Source organism: Arthrobacter sp. NPDC058127, assembly GCF_042884555.1.
GTDB lineage: Bacteria > Actinomycetota > Actinomycetes > Actinomycetales > Micrococcaceae > Arthrobacter.
Genome location: NZ_JBHVTT010000017.1, coordinates 54065 through 69686 on the forward strand (window position 1 = coordinate 54065; position 15622 = coordinate 69686).

The following is a 15622-nucleotide window of genomic DNA, read 5'->3' on the forward strand; positions in this document are numbered from 1 at the left end:
CTTCGCCGATCGTGAGGAAAGACAGCACATGGCCATTTTGAGTATCCGTATCATCGGCGACCCCGTGCTCCGCACGGTTGCTGATCCAGTCACGGAATTCGGGCCTGAGCTCGCCAAACTCGTGTCGGATATGACCGAGACCATGGAAGACGTGGACGGTGCAGGGCTCGCCGCTCCGCAGATCGGCGTCAGCCAGCGGGTCTTCACTTATCGGATCGGCGGCGTGGAAGGCCACATCATCAACCCCGTACTGGAAAACAGCGATGACTTCCAGCCTGACGAAGTAGAAGGCTGCCTCTCCATTCCCGGCCTCGCGTTCCCGGTTCGCCGCCGCCGGACCACCCGCGCCACCGGCGTGGACATGAACGGCAACCCGGTGTCCGTTGAGGCGGAAGGCATGCTCGCCCGCTGCTTCCAGCACGAGACCGACCACCTGGACGGGATCCTTTTCACCGACCGGCTGGAGGGTGAGGACCGCAAAACCGCCCTCCGGGCCATCCGCGCGGCGAACTACCACTCCGTGACTGAACGGACCACCGCCAAGAGGGCCAACACCGTGGGCTCGAGCTTCGGCAGCTTCGGGGCCGCCGAATGAGGGTGCTTTTCGCCGGCACCCCGGCTGTCGCCGTCCCTTCCCTTGACGCCCTGGTCGGGGCGGGATTCGAGATCGTCGCCGTGCTGACCAGGCCGGACGCCCCGACCGGCCGCAAACGGATCCTGACACCGTCGCCCGTCGCGGCACGTGCGGCTGAACTTGGCATCGACATCATCCACGCCTCCAAGGTGGATGCCGGGACCACCGAGCGGATCGCTTCGTATGAGCCGGACGTCGCCGCGATCGTCGCCTATGGGGGCCTTGTCCCCAAGTCGGCGCTCGGAGTGCCGCGCCATGGCTGGATCAACCTCCATTTCTCCCTCCTTCCGGCCTGGCGCGGCGCCGCGCCGGTCCAGCGTTCAGTCATCGCCGGTGACGACATCACCGGAGCCGCTACCTTCCTCCTGGAAGAAGGACTCGACACCGGGCCGGTCTTCGGGACGTTGACGGAAACCGTACGCCCCGAAGACACGGCCGGCGACTTGCTGGAGCGGCTCTCGCGCAGCGGCGCGGTCCTGCTCACCCAGACACTATCCGCCGTCGAGGCGGGCAAAGCGGCCCCCCAGCCCCAGCAAGGCGACGTCTCGCTCGCGCCCAAACTGATGCTCGACGACGGCCGGCTCGACTGGACGCAACCGGCCCTCGCCATCAACCGCAGGTCCCGTGGCGTTACGCCCGAACCGGGAGCATGGACCATGCTCGACGGGCAGCGCGTCAAGCTGGAACCCGTCGGGTTGCGCCCGGACATCCGGGACCTTGCACCCGGCCAGGTCCGGGTTGACGGCAAGAACGTCCTGGTCGGAACCGGATCCCATGCAGTCCAGCTCGGGCGGATCCAGCCTGCGGGCAAAAAGATGATGCCGTCGGCCGATTGGGCCCGTGGTTTGGCAACACCAGAAAGCGTGGAATTCGAATGAATGAGTCCGGCCGACGCGGCCCCAATAGCGGTGGGAACAGGGACGGCGGGGGCCACGGCAACCGCGGTCCCCGCGGCGAAAGCAACCGCAACGCCCAAGGCCGCGAACGCAACAGGGGCCCGCAACGCGGTTTCTCCGCCAACGCACCGTCCCAGCGGACCCGGCGCGCGGATCCGGCACGATTGGTGGCGTTCGAAGTCTTGCGCGCAGTCGCTTCGGAAGACGCGTATGCGAACCTCGTGCTGCCGTCACGGATCCGCCACCACCACCTCGACAAGCGCGACGCCGGATTCGCCACCGAGCTGAGCTACGGGGCACTGCGCGGCCAGGGGATGTACGACGCCGTCCTCGCCAAGTGTGTCGACCGGCCGCTCGCCCAACTCGATCCGGCAGTCCTTGATGCGTTGCGCCTTGGTGCCCACCAATTGCTCGCCATGCGCGTTCCTGCCCACGCCGCACTCGACCAGACTGTCGGGCTGGCACGCGCGGTCATCGGAGCCGGCCCGTCGTCGCTCATCAACGCCGTGCTCCGGAAAGTCACCGCCAGGACCCTCCCGGAGTGGCTCGACCACCTGCTGGAAAACGAGACCGACGAAACCAGGATCGCCTCCGTACGCCATGCGCACCCGGAATGGATTGTCCGGGCACTGCGCCAGTCGCTCGTCATGCATGGACGTCCCGCGAGCGAAATCAACGAACTTCTCGAAGCCGACAACGCGGCCCCCGTGGTGAACCTGGTTGCGCTGCCCGGCATCGGCAATCTCGATGAAGCCCTTGAGAACGGGGCCACTCCCGGTGAACTCGTCATCGACTCGGCGCTCTCCAGCGGTGGGGACCTCGGGCGTATGTCCTCCATCCGCGAAGGCACCACGCGCGTCCAGGACGTCGGATCCCAGTTGGTAGCCCGCGCCGTCGCCGGTGTGGACCTCGGACAAGCGGCCAAGGACGGCGAGAAGTGGCTGGACCTGTGCGCCGGACCCGGTGGCAAGGCCGCGCTGCTGGCCGCCCTCGCCCATCAGGAAGGCGCGACCCTCCTGGCCAATGAACCCGCGGAACACCGGGCAAAGCTGGTCAGCCAAGCACTCACCGCGGTTCCGGCGGACGCCTGGAGCGTGCGGGTAGGCGACGGTCGCGACGTCGGCAAGGAACAACCGGAAACTTTCGACCGCGTGCTGGTCGACGTTCCCTGCAGCGGCCTTGGCGCGCTGCGCCGCCGCCCCGAATCACGCTGGCGCCGGACCCCCAAGGACCTTGCCGACCTCGGTCCGTTGCAGCGGGAATTGCTCAACTCGGCCATCGACGCCGTCAAGCCGGGGGGAGTAGTGGCCTACGTGACGTGCTCCCCGCACCCGGCCGAAACCACCGCCGTCGTCAGCGATGTGCTGCGCAAGCGGGACGACCTGGAGCAGATCGACGCCGGCGCGGCCTTGGACGCAATCAGCCTGAAGGGCAACCTGGGCGCCGGCCACGAGTTGACCGCCCAATTGTGGCCGCACGTGCATCAAACCGATGCGATGTTCCTGGCGCTCATCCGGAAGAAGCCGTAACCTTCGGCGCCTTTCCCCGGCTGAAAGTCCCGCGTGCCTAAGCTGGAGAGTTGCCAAAACCACTAGACCGCCACCAACACTGAGGGAACTGCCTTGACTGAGTGCTGTATCAACCCGAGCATCCTGTCCGCGGACTTCGTGAACCTGGAAGCCGAGCTGAAGAGAATCAGCAACGCCGATGCCGTCCACGTCGATGTCATGGACAATCATTTTGTCCCGAACCTGACGCTCGGGCTGCCGGTCGTGGAGCGGATCCAGGCTGTGAGCCCGGTCCCGCTCGACGCCCACCTGATGATCGCCGACGCCGACCGCTGGGCGCCGGCCTACGCCGACGCCGGCGTGGCTTCCGTGACCTTCCATGCCGAAGCGGCGATGGCTCCCATCAAGCTCGCCCGTGAGCTCCGGGCCCGCGGTTCGAAGGCAGGGATGGCCCTTCGTCCGGCCACGCCGGTGGAACCATACCTGGACATGCTCAGCGAGCTGGACATGCTCCTCATCATGACTGTGGAACCGGGCTTCGGCGGGCAATCCTTCCTGGACGTCACGCTGCCCAAGATCCGTCGGGCGCGTGCCGCGATCGACGGATCCGGTATCGGCGTCGCAATCCAGGTTGACGGCGGCGTGACGGAGGAGACCATTGTCCGGGCAGCCGAAGCCGGCGCAAATGTGTTCGTTGCCGGCTCCGCCGTATACGGCCATGAGGACCCTGCTGCCGCTATTGAGCGGCTGCGCGCTGCCGGCCTCGCGGCAATGTGACAAGAATGACGCAATTGCCTACATATTGCTCCGGGAATACATCGGCCATTGCCCCAGTTGTGTCAGAATAGCAACACACATACGTGCTCCGGGGTCGGTGTAATTCCGAACCGGCGGTTATAGTCCGCGACCCGCGAGCCATCGCGTTTCCTTCACCGGAATCACGACGGCGGACGGTTGAACTGGTGGAATTCCAGTACCGACAGTTAAAGTCTGGATGGGAGAAGCACGTACAGTCATGCTTGGGCGCTCCGTGCGCCCGGCATCGCGCTGTCGTACACCCCCCGGAGCCATCGCGGCATTCGAGGGAAGGAACGACATGGACTTTCTGCGATGGCTCTTCGAAGCACAGATTCCCGTAGGCGGATCTGTGCTTGTTCTTCGCGAAGTGCTAGGCAATATTTTCGGGCTCGCCAGCGCCCTGGGCGGCATGCGCCGCAAAGTCTGGGCATGGCCCGTCGGGATCGCAGGCAACCTGCTCCTGTTGACGGTCTTCCTTGGCAACGTCTTCGGTGCCGCCTCGCCTGCAACCCTTTGGGGCCAGGCCGGACGCCAGATCATGTTCATCAGCGTCGCCGTCTACGGCTGGTACCGCTGGCGCCAGGGCCTCCAAGCAGGGACCCACGGCCGCGCCATTGTGCCCGGCTGGGCAAGCCCCAGAGTACGGATCGGAATGGTGGCCGCCATGATTGCGGGAACCGCCGCCCTGACTCCCGTCTTCGATTCCATGGGTTCCTACCCGCCCGTGTGGGCAGACGCCTGGACCTTCATGGGCTCACTCCTGGCGACGTATGGGATGGCACGCGGCTGGACAGAATTCTGGTTGATCTGGGTTGCCGTCGACATCGTGGGAGTCCCGCTGCTTTTCAGCGCAGGCTACTTTGCCAGCGCCTTCATGTACCTCTTTTACGGATTCTTCACGCTCGCCGGATTCTTCGTCTGGTGGCGCGCAGACCGACGTGAAAGCCGGCCGCTCAGGCCAACTGCCGAGCCGGAACCTGCAGGAGCCCTCCCATGAGCGACGCCATTAACCCGGATTTCTCGGACGCTGAGTCGGCGGCCATGGAGACTGCCCTGCACGTGGCCCTCCGGGGACACCGTGGCGCCAATCCCTTGGTGGGAGCGGTTGTGCTCGGGCCCAACGGAGAGCAGCTCATCACCGGCTACCACCGCGGCGCCGGCACGCCACACGCAGAGGCGGATGCGATCGCGAAGGCGAAGGCAAAGGGCTTGGACCTCGCAGGGACAACCATGGTGGTGACCCTGGAGCCTTGCAACCACATAGGGCGCACGGGACCGTGCACCAAGGCGATCATCGACGCTGGCATATCCCGCGTGGTTTATGCCGTCGATGATCCCCACGATCCGGCCGCGGGAGGTGCCGGCACACTCCGTGCTGCCGGTGTGGACGTGCGGTCCGGGCTGGCCGCCGCCGAGGCCTTGAAGCTGAACCGCGAGTGGTTCAATGCCGTGGAGGCGAGGCGCCCGTTCGTCACGCTTCATATTGCCCAGACCCTGGACAGCAGGATCGCGGCGACCGACGGGACCAGCCAATGGATCTCCAGTCCGGAATCGCTGGCCGACAACCACGGACTGCGCCGCTTGATAGACGCCATTCTGGTGGGTACCGAAACCGTCCTGGTGGACAACCCGCGGCTGACGGCGCGGGAAGAGAACGGCGATGAATCGCAAAGCCAGCCACTCCGGGCCGTCATGGGGCTGCGGGAGGTCCCAGCGGATGCGGCGGTGCGGGGGACTGACGGCAAGTTCATCCACCTGCCAACCCGCGAGCCTTCCGAGGCTTTGGAATTGTTGTTCGCCGAAGGCGTCCGGCACGTCATGGTGGAAGGCGGCTCCCGCATCCTGAGCGCCTTCCTTGCTGCGGGTCTTGTGGATGAATTGATCGTCTATCTTGCGCCCACCCTGTTGGGTGCCGGTACACCTGCCCTGACGGATCTTGGCATCTCCACGCTCGCCGAGGCCCAGCACTGGAACTGGGACGACGCCGGCGGCGGTGCAGTCCATGCACTGGGCCGCGACCTCCGCCTGCATTTGAGGTCCGGACCATCGGACGGAAACAAACCGGCTTGGACAAAGTCACACACCGAACACCATGAACCATTTCCGGGCAAGGACGCCTCGGATACCACCACAGGAGGACACTGATGTTTACCGGAATCGTTGCCGAACAAGGCACGGTCCTGTCCGTCGAGCACGACGGCGAGGCCAGCGCCACGCTGCGCCTCATGGCCCCCAGCACCACTGAGGGGCTTGGCTTGGGGGGCTCCATCGCCGTCAACGGCGTGTGCCTCACCGCAACGGACATCGACGGCCGGGAATTCAGCGTTGACGTCATGGGCGAAACCCTCGTCCGGACCACCATCGGCGAACTGAGCGCGGGTGACACCGTGAACCTCGAGCGTTGCGTCCAGGCGGGCGGCCGCTTGGACGGCCACGTCGTGCAGGGCCACGTCGACGGCGTCGGGCAGCTTCTGGAGCGCGAGTCGCTGGGCAACTGGGACCGCCTCCGCTTCGGCGTGCCGGCCCCGCTGGCACGGTACATCGCCGAAAAGGGCTCGATCGCCGTCGACGGCGTTTCACTCACCGTCACCGCCGTCAGCCCGGCCGAAGAAGAGAACCCCTGGTTTGAAGTGGGGCTCATTCCCACCACGCTGGACGAAACCGGGCTCGGCGCCAAGGCCACGGGCGGGCGTGTCAACCTTGAGGTGGATGTTCTCGCGAAATATACCGAGCGACTGTTGTCCTTCCGCGCTCCAGCGACTTCCGGCGGGGCTGCCCAGTGAGCGCCGCACATAACGGCAGTACCACGGTGGTACGCCAGGGGCTGGACCCCGTTGAGAACGCTGTGCAGGCCATGGCAGCCGGCCGTCCCGTGATTGTTGTAGACAATGAAGACCGCGAAAACGAAGGCGACATCATCTTCGCCGCCGAACACGCGACGCCTGCCCTCATGGGCTGGACCATCCGCTACAGCTCGGGCGTCATTTGCGTTCCCCTCGAAGGGTCGCGGGCCGATGCCCTGGCGCTCCCGCCCATGGTCCTGGTCAATGAAGATGCCAAAGGCACTGCCTACACGGTGTCCTGTGATGCCGCGTTGGGCGTAAGCACCGGTATTTCCGCCACGGACAGGGCCCTGACGGCCCGGATTCTGGCTGATTCGAGCAGCACGCCGTCCTCGATCACCCGGCCCGGGCATATTTTTCCGCTCCGGGCCGTTAAGGGGGGAGTGCGTGAACGTCCGGGACACACGGAAGCGGCAGTTGATCTCTGCCGGCTTGCGGGGCTCGCCCCGGTGGGCGTGATCGCCGAGTTGGTACATGACGATGGTGAAATGATGCGCCTGGACAGCCTCCGGGAGTTCGCTGCCGAGCATGGATGTCCTCTGATTTCGATCGAGGATCTCGTGGCTTATGTTGCAGCGTCGGAGGCTGGGCACCAGGTTGCAATTCCGGCAGGAAACGAGGAGCAGCGATGACCACAGCGACAACGCACGACGGCGGCACGGCCGCGCGCGCAGTGCATCCCGTGAGCGGCGGCCCGATTGTCCAGCTACCCACCGCCTTCGGTGAGTTCGTGGCACAGGCGTGGACCGACCTTGCGACCGGCGCGGAGCACCTGGCGGTGAGTTCGCCCAAGGCGCCGCTCGCAGGCAAGGCCCCGCTGGTGCGCCTGCACTCGGAGTGCCTCACGGGGGACGTTTTCGGTTCGTACCGCTGCGATTGCGGCGAACAGCTGGCCTACGCCCTTGAGCTGATCCGTGAAGAGGGCGGTACCCTGCTCTACCTGCGCGGACAGGAAGGCCGCGGCATCGGCCTGGCAAACAAGATCAAGGCCTACGCACTGCAAGAGGCCGGATTCGACACGGTCGAGGCCAACGAGCAACTCGGGCTGCCGGTGGATGCCCGCTGCTACAAGGCGGCTGCCCAGATCCTTGCCGAAATGGGCCTTCACGAAATCCGCCTCCTGAGCAACAACCCGGACAAGCAGAACCGGCTCGCCGCGGCTGGCGTGAAGGTTGTCGAGATGGTGCCCACCGAGGTTCCGTCCCGTGAAGAAAACCTTCGGTACCTTCAGACCAAGAAGGACCGCATGGACCACCGGCTGACCCTCGGTGACACCGAACCTGCCGGTACCCATGCCGGCACTTTCGACCTCGAACAAGACTGAACTGCACCATGTCGACTGAACTGCACCATGTCGACTGAACTGCACTATGTCGACTGAACTGCACCAACAAGAACGGATTACCACACACCCATGAGCGGACACGGCGCCCCCACCATCGACCTCACCACCCTCAACACGGAGGAAACCCACCAGCTGAAACTCGCCATCGTGGCTGCCAGCTGGCACACCCAGATCATGGATGGGCTCCTCGACGGAGCGCTCCGTGCCGCAAAGGAAGCCGGAATCGCCGAGCCCACCGTGCTGCGCGTCCCGGGATCCTTTGAGCTTCCCGTCGCGGCGGCCAGGCTCGCGCCCCATTTCGACGCCGTCGTCGCCCTCGGCGTCGTCATCCGCGGAGGCACGCCGCACTTTGAGTACGTGTGCCAGGCGGCGACGTCGGGACTCACTGAAGTCAGCGTCCGCACAGGCGTGCCGGTGGGCTTCGGCGTGCTCACGTGCGACACCGAGCAGCAGGGCCTGGACCGCGCCGGACTGGAAGGCTCTTCCGAGGACAAAGGCCACGAAGCCGTGACCGCCGCGCTCGCCACGGCACTGACTCTCAAGCAGTACACCTAGCAAATAGACGAAATGGGATGTGGGCGGGCACGCGCACCTTGTGCGTTCGCTCACATCCCTTCCGTCATGCAATGACCCGACAGGCGGTCACCGGCCCCGAGCAAGTAGGCTGTAGGGCGTGAAGAATTTCGAGACGCTGTTCGCAGAACTGAGCGAAAAGGCAGCGACCCGTCCGGCAGGCTCCCGCACCGTCGCCGAATTGGACTCCGGAATCCACGGCATCGGCAAGAAAGTCGTGGAGGAAGCCGCCGAAGTCTGGATGGCTGCAGAGTATGAATCCGATGAAGCCGCGGCAGAGGAAATCTCCCAGTTGCTCTACCACCTGCAGGTCCTGATGCTCGCCAAGGGTCTGGGCCTGGAAGACGTTTACAAGCATCTCTAGCCACGTCCGCTGCGCCCGGACCTGAAGAGGTCTTGGCGCTGCCCCAGCGTGGCCCCCGCGCTCACTGCACGTTCCCTCCGAGAAAAGTCGCCTCTGGGAACAGCGCCGTGAGCACAATGCCTGAAACAATTACCTTCCACCCCAAGAAAGTCCCAAATGCTGCGAGTAGCCGTCCCCAACAAGGGATCTTTGTCCGAAGCCGCCTCCGCGATGTTGTCCGAGGCGGGATACCGCCAGCGCCGCGATACCCGCGAACTGGTCATGGTCGATCCCGACAACGACATTGAGTTCTTCTTCCTCCGCCCCCGCGACATCGCCGTGTATGTCGGTCAGGGAACGCTCGACGTCGGCATCACCGGCCGCGACCTCCTGCTGGATGCGCAGGTCGAAGCGGAAGAGCTGCTTCCCCTCGGCTTCGCCGCGTCCACCTTCCGTTTCGCCGGCCCCGTCGGCGACTTCTCCGGCGTCGAGCAGCTTGAAGGCAAGCGCCTCGCCACGAGCTACGACGGCCTCCTGCGCGATTACCTCGCCGAGCGCGGCGTCAAAGCCAAGGTGGTCCGTCTCGACGGCGCCGTTGAGTCTTCCGTGCGTCTCGGCGTCGCCGACGCGATCGCCGACGTCGTCGAGACCGGCAACACGCTCAAAGCTGCCGGAATGGAGATCTTCGGCGAGCCCATCCTCAAGTCCGAAGCCGTCCTGATCCGCCGCACCGGCGAGGGTGGTGCCGCAAACGGCACCGCGAAGGAGATCGAGGTCCTCATCCGCCGCCTGCAGGGCGTGCTCGTGGCCCGTCAGTACGTCCTCATGGACTACGACATCCGCAAGGACCTCGTGGAAGAAGCCGCCACCCTCACCCCAGGCCTCGAATCGCCCACAGTGTCGCCGCTGCGAGACTCGGACTGGGTTGCCGTCCGCTCCATGGTTCCGAAAAAGGAAACCAACCGGATCATGGACGAGCTGTACGACCTCGGCGCCCGCGCCATCCTGGTCAGCAGCATCCACGCCTGCCGCATCTGACACGAGACAATTCCAGGAGTAGCTATGGCTGTAGCAGTACGGGTCATCCCTTGCCTAGATGTCGACGCCGGCCGTGTGGTGAAGGGCATCAACTTCGAGGGTCTTCGCGACGCCGGAGACCCCGTCGAGCTGGCTCATCGCTACGACAACGCCGGGGCGGACGAACTCACGTTCCTCGACGTCACGGCGTCCTCCGGCAACCGGGAAACCACGTTCGACGTCGTTCGCCGCACCGCCGAGGAAGTCTTCATCCCGTTGACCGTCGGCGGTGGCGTCCGCGGCGTGGCCGAAGTGGACAAGCTCCTGCGTTTCGGCGCGGACAAGGCCTCCATCAACACGGCCGCCGTCGCGCGCCCGGACGTCATCGACGAGATCACCCGGCACTTCGGATCTCAGGTGCTGGTCCTGTCGGTCGACGCGCGGCGGACCAGGCCCGGCTCGGAGCCCACGGCTTCCGGCTTCGAGGTGACCACCCACGGTGGACGCCAGGGCACCGGCATCGACGCCATTGCCTGGGCCAAGGAAGCCGCGGACCGCGGTGTGGGGGAGATCCTCCTGAACTCCATTGACGCCGACGGCACCAAGGACGGCTTCGACCTCGAACTCATCCGCCTGGTCCGCGCGGCCGTCCACATCCCGATCATCGCTTCCGGCGGCGCTGGAAAACCGGCGCATTTCCCGCCAGCAGTGGAGGCAGGTGCCGACGCAGTGTTGGCAGCTTCGGTGTTCCACTTCGGCCCGGACGACATGATCGCCCGGGTCAAAACAGCGATCCGTGAAGCAGGCTTCCTGGTCCGCTAACGGGCCCAACCCCGTCCGACCCAACTAACTTGCAGTTGTTGTCGTTTTGAGCCTTCATAACGACAACAACTGCGTGGGCCCACACCGCCAGGGTTCCCTGGCCGAGGGGCCACACCGGCGAGGGCCCCGGCCTGAGCTTGCGAAGGCTGGGAGCCGGTGGGGACTTGCGAGGCGAGGGCGGCGGTGGGGACTAGTTGGGTTAACGGGAGGCGTTGGGGTTGACGCGGGGGAAGCTTAGAGGCCGACTTCGGCTGACTGGAGAAGCGCGACGGCGTCCGGCTGGCCTTCGAAGGTGACCAGCGCGTGATGCGTGCGGCCGTGGGCGTGCATCAGGAGTTCACCGGGCTCACCCACAATGGCGACGGATACGGGAGCGCGCTTGGCAACATGGCGGGGTCCGGTGGGGCGCACCAACACGATCCCGAGATCCACGCCGCGGTAGAGAATGGCAGCGCGCTTGATCAATTCATCCCACAAGGCGTCCGAGTATTCCTCGTCCAGGGCTCGTGGAGCCCAGCGGTCTCCCGCCCGGCGGATGTCTTCCGTGTGCACGAAATATTCAATGAGGTTGGAGGACTCGTCGAGGGCCTTGATCTTCAGGGGAGACAAGGCGGGCGGCCCTGAACGGAAGGTATTCACCAGCTCGGCGTAATCTTCCGTGGTCTTGAGCTTGGAGGCCAGTTTGGCCGTGGCTTTGTCCGAGGCCCGGGCGAGGCTCTTGACGAGCAAGCCGATACCAACAGCCGCTTTGCGCTCCCGCAAGTACAAGTGCGCCGCGAGGTCCCTAGTCAGCCACCCTTCGCAGAGCGTGGGGGAGTCAGGTCCGGCCGCCAGGAGTGTTTCGGCCAGTACTTCGCGGGAGGGATCGACGAAATGCATCACTTGTGAAACTAGCACGAGACGCGCTCTGTTGCGCAGTGGAACCGCCGCTGAATTTCGGCTCCACGCGAGGCACTAGACTTGATCTGATGTCTGAGCAGTCAACACCCCCAGCCACGCCCGCTGCCGCTTTCGCCGCGGAAGCCGCCGTCGTGCCCGCAAGTCCGCTCCCGCACGAGTTGGCCGCCGCGCTGAAGCGCGATTCCGCCGGCCTGGTGGCAGCGATCATCCAGCAATTCGACACCGACGAAGTACTGATGCTCGGCTGGATGGACGACGAGGCGTTGCACCGCACCCTGACCACCGGACGCGTGACGTTCTTCTCCCGCTCCCGCCAGGAATACTGGCGCAAGGGAGACACTTCCGGGCACGTCCAATTCGTGAAATCGGTCGCCCTGGACTGCGACGGCGATACCCTCCTGGTCCGCGTCGACCAAGTAGGCGCCGCCTGCCACACCGGTACACGCACATGCTTCGATGACCGGAGCCTCGCCGCCGTGACAGGCGCGCGGGACTAGCCCACCCCACCCCATCCACTGAGGCAAGCACACAAGAAGAGGCGGAGAACACAAACCATGCAGGACCTTGGAATCATCAGCCCGGGCCTGGAGGAGTTCCGCGAACTCGCCGCACACAGCCGGGTCATCCCGGTCCGGCTCAGGGTACTGGCCGACGCCGAAACTCCCATCGGGCTCTACCGCAAGCTGGCCCAAGGCCAGCCCGGCACCTTCCTCCTGGAATCGGCAGCCGTCGGCGGAGCATGGTCACGCTATTCCTTCATTGGCTCCCGTTCGCGTGCCACCCTGACCAGCAAGGACGGCCAGGCCCATTGGATCGGCGAGCCTCCCGTTGGCGTGCCGGTAGACGGCAGCCCCGTCGACGCCGTCCGCGACACCATTGCGGCCCTGCAAACCGACCGCTTCCCGGACCTTCCTCCCTTCACCTCCGGCCTTGTAGGCTTCCTCGGATGGGAAACCGTCCGGCACTGGGAGAAGCTGACCAGCCCCCCGGAGGATGATCTCCACCTGCCGGAACTCGCCCTGAACCTCGTGACGGACATGGCTGTCCACGACAACATGGACGGCACCGTCCTATTGATTGCCAACGCCATCAATTTCGACAACAGTTCCGAACGCGTCGACGAAGCCTGGCACGACGCCGTCGCCCGGGTGAAGCGACTGCTGGATCAGATCAGCACGCCCGTGAAGCAGCCCGTATCGGTGTTGCAGTCTGAAGCACTCGACTTCGCGTCCAGTGTCCAGGAGCGCTGGAACGAGCAGGAGTACCTAGACGCGATCGATCGCGGCAAGGAAGCGATCGTCGACGGCGAGGTCTTCCAGGTGGTCATTTCGCGGCGCTTCGAAATGGAGTGTGCGGCGGACCCGCTGGATGTCTACCGCGTGCTGCGCAACACGAACCCGAGCCCGTACATGTACCTCTTCAGCCTCGAAGACCCCGACGGCCGCGAATACACGATTGTCGGTTCCTCTCCCGAGGCCCTCGTGACGGTCACGGGCAATGAGGTCATCACCCACCCGATTGCCGGATCGCGGCCGCGCGGCAAGACCGTTGAAGCCGACAAGGCGCTGGCCACCGAGTTGCTCGCGGACCAGAAGGAACGCGCCGAGCACCTCATGCTCGTGGATTTGTCCCGCAACGACCTCTCCAAGGTCTGCGTGGCAGGAACCGTGGACGTCACGCAGTTCATGGAGGTGGAACGCTTCAGCCACATCATGCACCTCGTGTCCACAGTGGTTGGAGAGTTGGCGCCCGGGGCGAAGGCATACGACGTGCTCAAGGCGACCTTCCCTGCAGGCACGCTGTCCGGTGCCCCCAAGCCGCGCGCGCTGCGCCTCCTGGACGAACTCGAGCCGCACCGGCGTGGCATCTACGGCGGTGTGGTGGGTTACCTGGACTTCGCAGGAGATATGGACATGGCGATCGCCATCCGTTCGGCACTGTTGCGTGAGGGCCGGGCCTACGTCCAGGCCGGCGGCGGCATCGTGGCCGATTCCCATAAACCTTCCGAAGCGCTCGAGACTGTCAACAAGGCGGCCGCCCCCTTGCGTGCCGTGCACACCGCAGGATCGCTTCACAACATTTCCCCGGACGCGGTTTCCGCGGAGACGGTCGACGACGGGACCCCCACCCCGTGAGCGCTGCCCACCCCCAGACGGCCACCAGAAAGCCTCCCGTGTGGGCACGGAAGGGCAACGTTGTGCTAGCCATGGCAATTTTTGCCCTCGCCGTTTTCGGGACCACGACACAGACCTGGATCAACGTCCGGCTCGATCCCGCTGCCGCGGCGAATGCCGATCTCCACGTTCAAGGGAGCAAGGCGGCAACGGCGGTGACCGCACTCGCGCTCGTCGCCCTTGCCGGGGGACTGGCATCATCCATTGCGGGCAAGGTTTCGCGCTGGATCATCGCAACGATCATCGTGCTTGCCTCGGCAGGCATCATCATTGCCGCGGTGACGGTCCTGGCGGACCCCCTCGGTGCGGCGCAAGGAACCATTGCGGCGACCACCGGCATTTCGGGTGGTCAGGCAGCTGCGTCGTCCACCGTGTTTCCGGTACTCGCCGTCGTGGCTGCAGGCTTGCTGGCTTTGTGCGGTGCCCTGCTGCCGCTCGCGGGCCGGCACTGGAAGGCGCGCACCAAGTACGACGTCGCCAGCCGGGCGGCCCTCGCGGGGTCCGGTCCCGTCGATGAGATCGATAGCTGGGACAGCCTCTCGCGCGGAGAAGACCCCACGTAGGACCCGACTGTCCGGACGTCGGACGATGTCCCGGGTGCGGTCAATAAATGGCAGAATGTAAGCAGTATTCATCCTGAGGAGATTTTCACATGAGCAAAACCACAGTGTCCGCGAGCAAGGCCCCTGTGACCGCTGCGAGCCACAGCGACGCCATCGGCCACGGCAACAGCCCGGCCGCGTGGACCTGCGTGATTGTCATGCTGGTAGGGGCCTTGGTGTCCTCCATCGCCTTTGTTATCGCCAGCACCCCCATTTTCATCGCCGGCATCGTCGTCATGTTCGCCGGCCTGATTGCCGGCTGGGCCATGCGCAAGGCGGGCTACGGCGTCGACGGCAGCAAGCTGAAGAACGCCGGCCACTGACTGTGACCGTTCTTGATGACATCATCGTCGGCGTCAGGGAGGACATGGAGGCTCGGCGCCGCCTTGTTGGCCTTGACGAGCTGAAAGAGCGCGCTGCGGCCACAGCGCCAGCGCTGGACGCGTGGGCCGCCTTGGGCGGTCCGTCAGCCAGCCGCGACGAACTGAAGGTCATCGCGGAAATCAAGCGCCGCAGCCCCTCCAAAGGCGATCTCGCGAGCATCGTCGACCCTGCGGCACTTGCGGTGCAGTACGCCGACGGCGGCGCCTCCGTGATCAGCGTCCTCACCGAACAGCGGCGCTTCAACGGGTCCCTGGCGGACCTCGACGCGGTGCGTGCCGCCGTCGACATTCCGTTGCTGCGCAAGGACTTCACAATTGACGAGTACCAGATCTGGGAAGCCCGTGCCCATGGCGCGGACCTGATCCTGCTGATCGTCGCGGCGCTTTCCGATGCACAGCTGCGGGAATTCAGCGCGTTGAGCCACGAGCTCGGCATGAACGTCCTGGTGGAAACCCACACTCCCGAGGAAATCGAGCGTGCGGCCGCAGCCCAGGCACGGATCATCGGGGTGAACGTCCGCAACCTCAAGACGCTCGACGTCGACCGCTCCTTGTTCGCCTCGCTCGCCGGAAGCATTCCGGCGGGAGCGGTTGTGGTGGCTGAGTCCGGCGTGCGGAACGCCGACGACGTCGCGCATTATGCCGGGAACGGTGCCCACGCAATCCTTGTGGGCGAAGCCCTTGTGAGCGACTCCACCCCGCGTGAGCGGATCAGTGAATTCAAGGCGGCCGGAGCTGCCGCCATCGCCGTCAGGACCTGAGACAGGCCTGAATCCACGGCGTG

At 65.3% G+C, this 15622-nt stretch carries 19 protein-coding genes and 1 riboswitch; of the genes, 18 read left to right on the top strand and 1 reads right to left on the bottom strand.

Features of this window, described 5'->3' with window-relative positions; all coding sequences use genetic code 11:
- Positions 1-28 precede the first annotated feature (28 nt).
- The 13 genes from def (at position 29) to hisF (ending at position 10779) form a co-directional block, all read left to right on the top strand.
- The gene (gene def / locus ACFVTG_RS19020) at positions 29-595 is read left to right on the top strand and encodes a peptide deformylase (RefSeq protein WP_284752053.1); all 567 of its coding nucleotides are present in this window, start codon (positions 29-31) and stop codon (positions 593-595) included.
- The gene (fmt, locus tag ACFVTG_RS19025; protein WP_390282435.1) at positions 592-1512 is read left to right on the top strand and encodes a methionyl-tRNA formyltransferase; all 921 of its coding nucleotides are present in this window, start codon (positions 592-594) and stop codon (positions 1510-1512) included. Before def ends, fmt begins: the two co-directional genes overlap by 4 nt.
- Positions 1509-3059: an RsmB/NOP family class I SAM-dependent RNA methyltransferase gene (locus tag ACFVTG_RS19030; protein WP_390282436.1), complete on the top strand. Its 1551-nt coding sequence runs from the start codon at positions 1509-1511 to the stop codon at positions 3057-3059. The genes fmt and ACFVTG_RS19030 overlap by 4 nt, the downstream gene beginning before the upstream one ends.
- Positions 3060-3152: 93 nt before the next feature.
- Positions 3153-3815, top strand: coding sequence for a ribulose-phosphate 3-epimerase (gene rpe / locus ACFVTG_RS19035; RefSeq protein ID WP_284752056.1), 663 nt, complete (start codon positions 3153-3155; stop codon positions 3813-3815).
- A 79-nt stretch (positions 3816-3894) separates the two neighbouring features.
- Positions 3895-4049: riboswitch (FMN riboswitch) on the top strand.
- Positions 4050-4134: 85 nt separating this feature from the next.
- Complete coding sequence (gene pnuC, locus ACFVTG_RS19040; protein WP_390282437.1) at positions 4135-4833, top strand: nicotinamide riboside transporter PnuC; 699 nt, start codon at positions 4135-4137, stop codon at positions 4831-4833.
- Complete coding sequence (ribD, locus tag ACFVTG_RS19045) at positions 4830-5981, top strand: bifunctional diaminohydroxyphosphoribosylaminopyrimidine deaminase/5-amino-6-(5-phosphoribosylamino)uracil reductase RibD (RefSeq protein ID WP_390282438.1); 1152 nt, start codon at positions 4830-4832, stop codon at positions 5979-5981. Before pnuC ends, ribD begins: the two co-directional genes overlap by 4 nt.
- Positions 5981-6619: a riboflavin synthase gene (locus ACFVTG_RS19050; RefSeq protein WP_284752059.1), complete on the top strand. Its 639-nt coding sequence runs from the start codon at positions 5981-5983 to the stop codon at positions 6617-6619. The genes ribD and ACFVTG_RS19050 overlap by 1 nt, the downstream gene beginning before the upstream one ends.
- Before the next feature lie 71 nt (positions 6620-6690).
- Positions 6691-7311: a 3,4-dihydroxy-2-butanone-4-phosphate synthase gene (ribB, locus tag ACFVTG_RS19055; protein ID WP_390282478.1), complete on the top strand. Its 621-nt coding sequence runs from the start codon at positions 6691-6693 to the stop codon at positions 7309-7311.
- Positions 7308-8003: a GTP cyclohydrolase II gene (ribA, locus tag ACFVTG_RS19060; RefSeq protein ID WP_284752061.1), complete on the top strand. Its 696-nt coding sequence runs from the start codon at positions 7308-7310 to the stop codon at positions 8001-8003. Before ribB ends, ribA begins: the two co-directional genes overlap by 4 nt.
- Positions 8004-8093: 90 nt before the next feature.
- On the top strand, positions 8094-8579 hold the full coding sequence (ribH, locus tag ACFVTG_RS19065; RefSeq protein ID WP_390282439.1) for a 6,7-dimethyl-8-ribityllumazine synthase: 486 nt from the start codon (positions 8094-8096) through the stop codon (positions 8577-8579).
- Between the two features lie 118 nt (positions 8580-8697).
- Positions 8698-8961, top strand: a complete 264-nt coding sequence (locus tag ACFVTG_RS19070; RefSeq protein ID WP_078105460.1) for a phosphoribosyl-ATP diphosphatase — start codon at positions 8698-8700, stop codon at positions 8959-8961.
- A gap of 156 nt (positions 8962-9117) precedes the next feature.
- A complete protein-coding gene (gene hisG, locus ACFVTG_RS19075; RefSeq protein WP_284752063.1) occupies positions 9118-9978 on the top strand; it encodes an ATP phosphoribosyltransferase in 861 nt (286 codons plus the stop codon).
- Between the two features lie 24 nt (positions 9979-10002).
- Positions 10003-10779 carry an imidazole glycerol phosphate synthase subunit HisF gene (gene hisF, locus ACFVTG_RS19080; protein WP_390282440.1) on the top strand — a complete coding sequence of 259 codons (777 nt, stop codon included), beginning with the start codon at positions 10003-10005 and terminating at the stop codon, positions 10777-10779.
- 234 nt (positions 10780-11013) lie between these two features.
- Here hisF and ACFVTG_RS19085 read toward each other — a convergent pair whose 3' ends face one another.
- Entirely contained in the window at positions 11014-11658 is a 645-nt protein-coding gene (locus tag ACFVTG_RS19085; RefSeq protein WP_269993474.1) for a TIGR03085 family metal-binding protein, read from the bottom strand.
- Positions 11659-11747: 89 nt separating this feature from the next.
- Here ACFVTG_RS19085 and hisI point away from each other — a divergent pair, with 89 nt between their 5' ends.
- The 5 genes from hisI (at position 11748) to trpC (ending at position 15599) form a co-directional block, all read left to right on the top strand.
- Positions 11748-12176 carry a phosphoribosyl-AMP cyclohydrolase gene (gene hisI / locus ACFVTG_RS19090; protein ID WP_390282441.1) on the top strand — a complete coding sequence of 143 codons (429 nt, stop codon included), beginning with the start codon at positions 11748-11750 and terminating at the stop codon, positions 12174-12176.
- 57 nt (positions 12177-12233) lie between these two features.
- A complete protein-coding gene (locus tag ACFVTG_RS19095; protein ID WP_284752065.1) occupies positions 12234-13814 on the top strand; it encodes an anthranilate synthase component I in 1581 nt (526 codons plus the stop codon).
- Complete coding sequence (locus ACFVTG_RS19100; protein WP_284752066.1) at positions 13811-14416, top strand: Trp biosynthesis-associated membrane protein; 606 nt, start codon at positions 13811-13813, stop codon at positions 14414-14416. Before ACFVTG_RS19095 ends, ACFVTG_RS19100 begins: the two co-directional genes overlap by 4 nt.
- 89 nt (positions 14417-14505) lie before the next feature.
- Positions 14506-14778, top strand: a complete 273-nt coding sequence (locus ACFVTG_RS19105; RefSeq protein ID WP_284752067.1) for an HGxxPAAW family protein — start codon at positions 14506-14508, stop codon at positions 14776-14778.
- A gap of 2 nt (positions 14779-14780) precedes the next feature.
- A complete protein-coding gene (gene trpC / locus ACFVTG_RS19110) occupies positions 14781-15599 on the top strand; it encodes an indole-3-glycerol phosphate synthase TrpC (RefSeq protein WP_390282442.1) in 819 nt (272 codons plus the stop codon).
- Positions 15600-15622 lie beyond the last annotated feature (23 nt).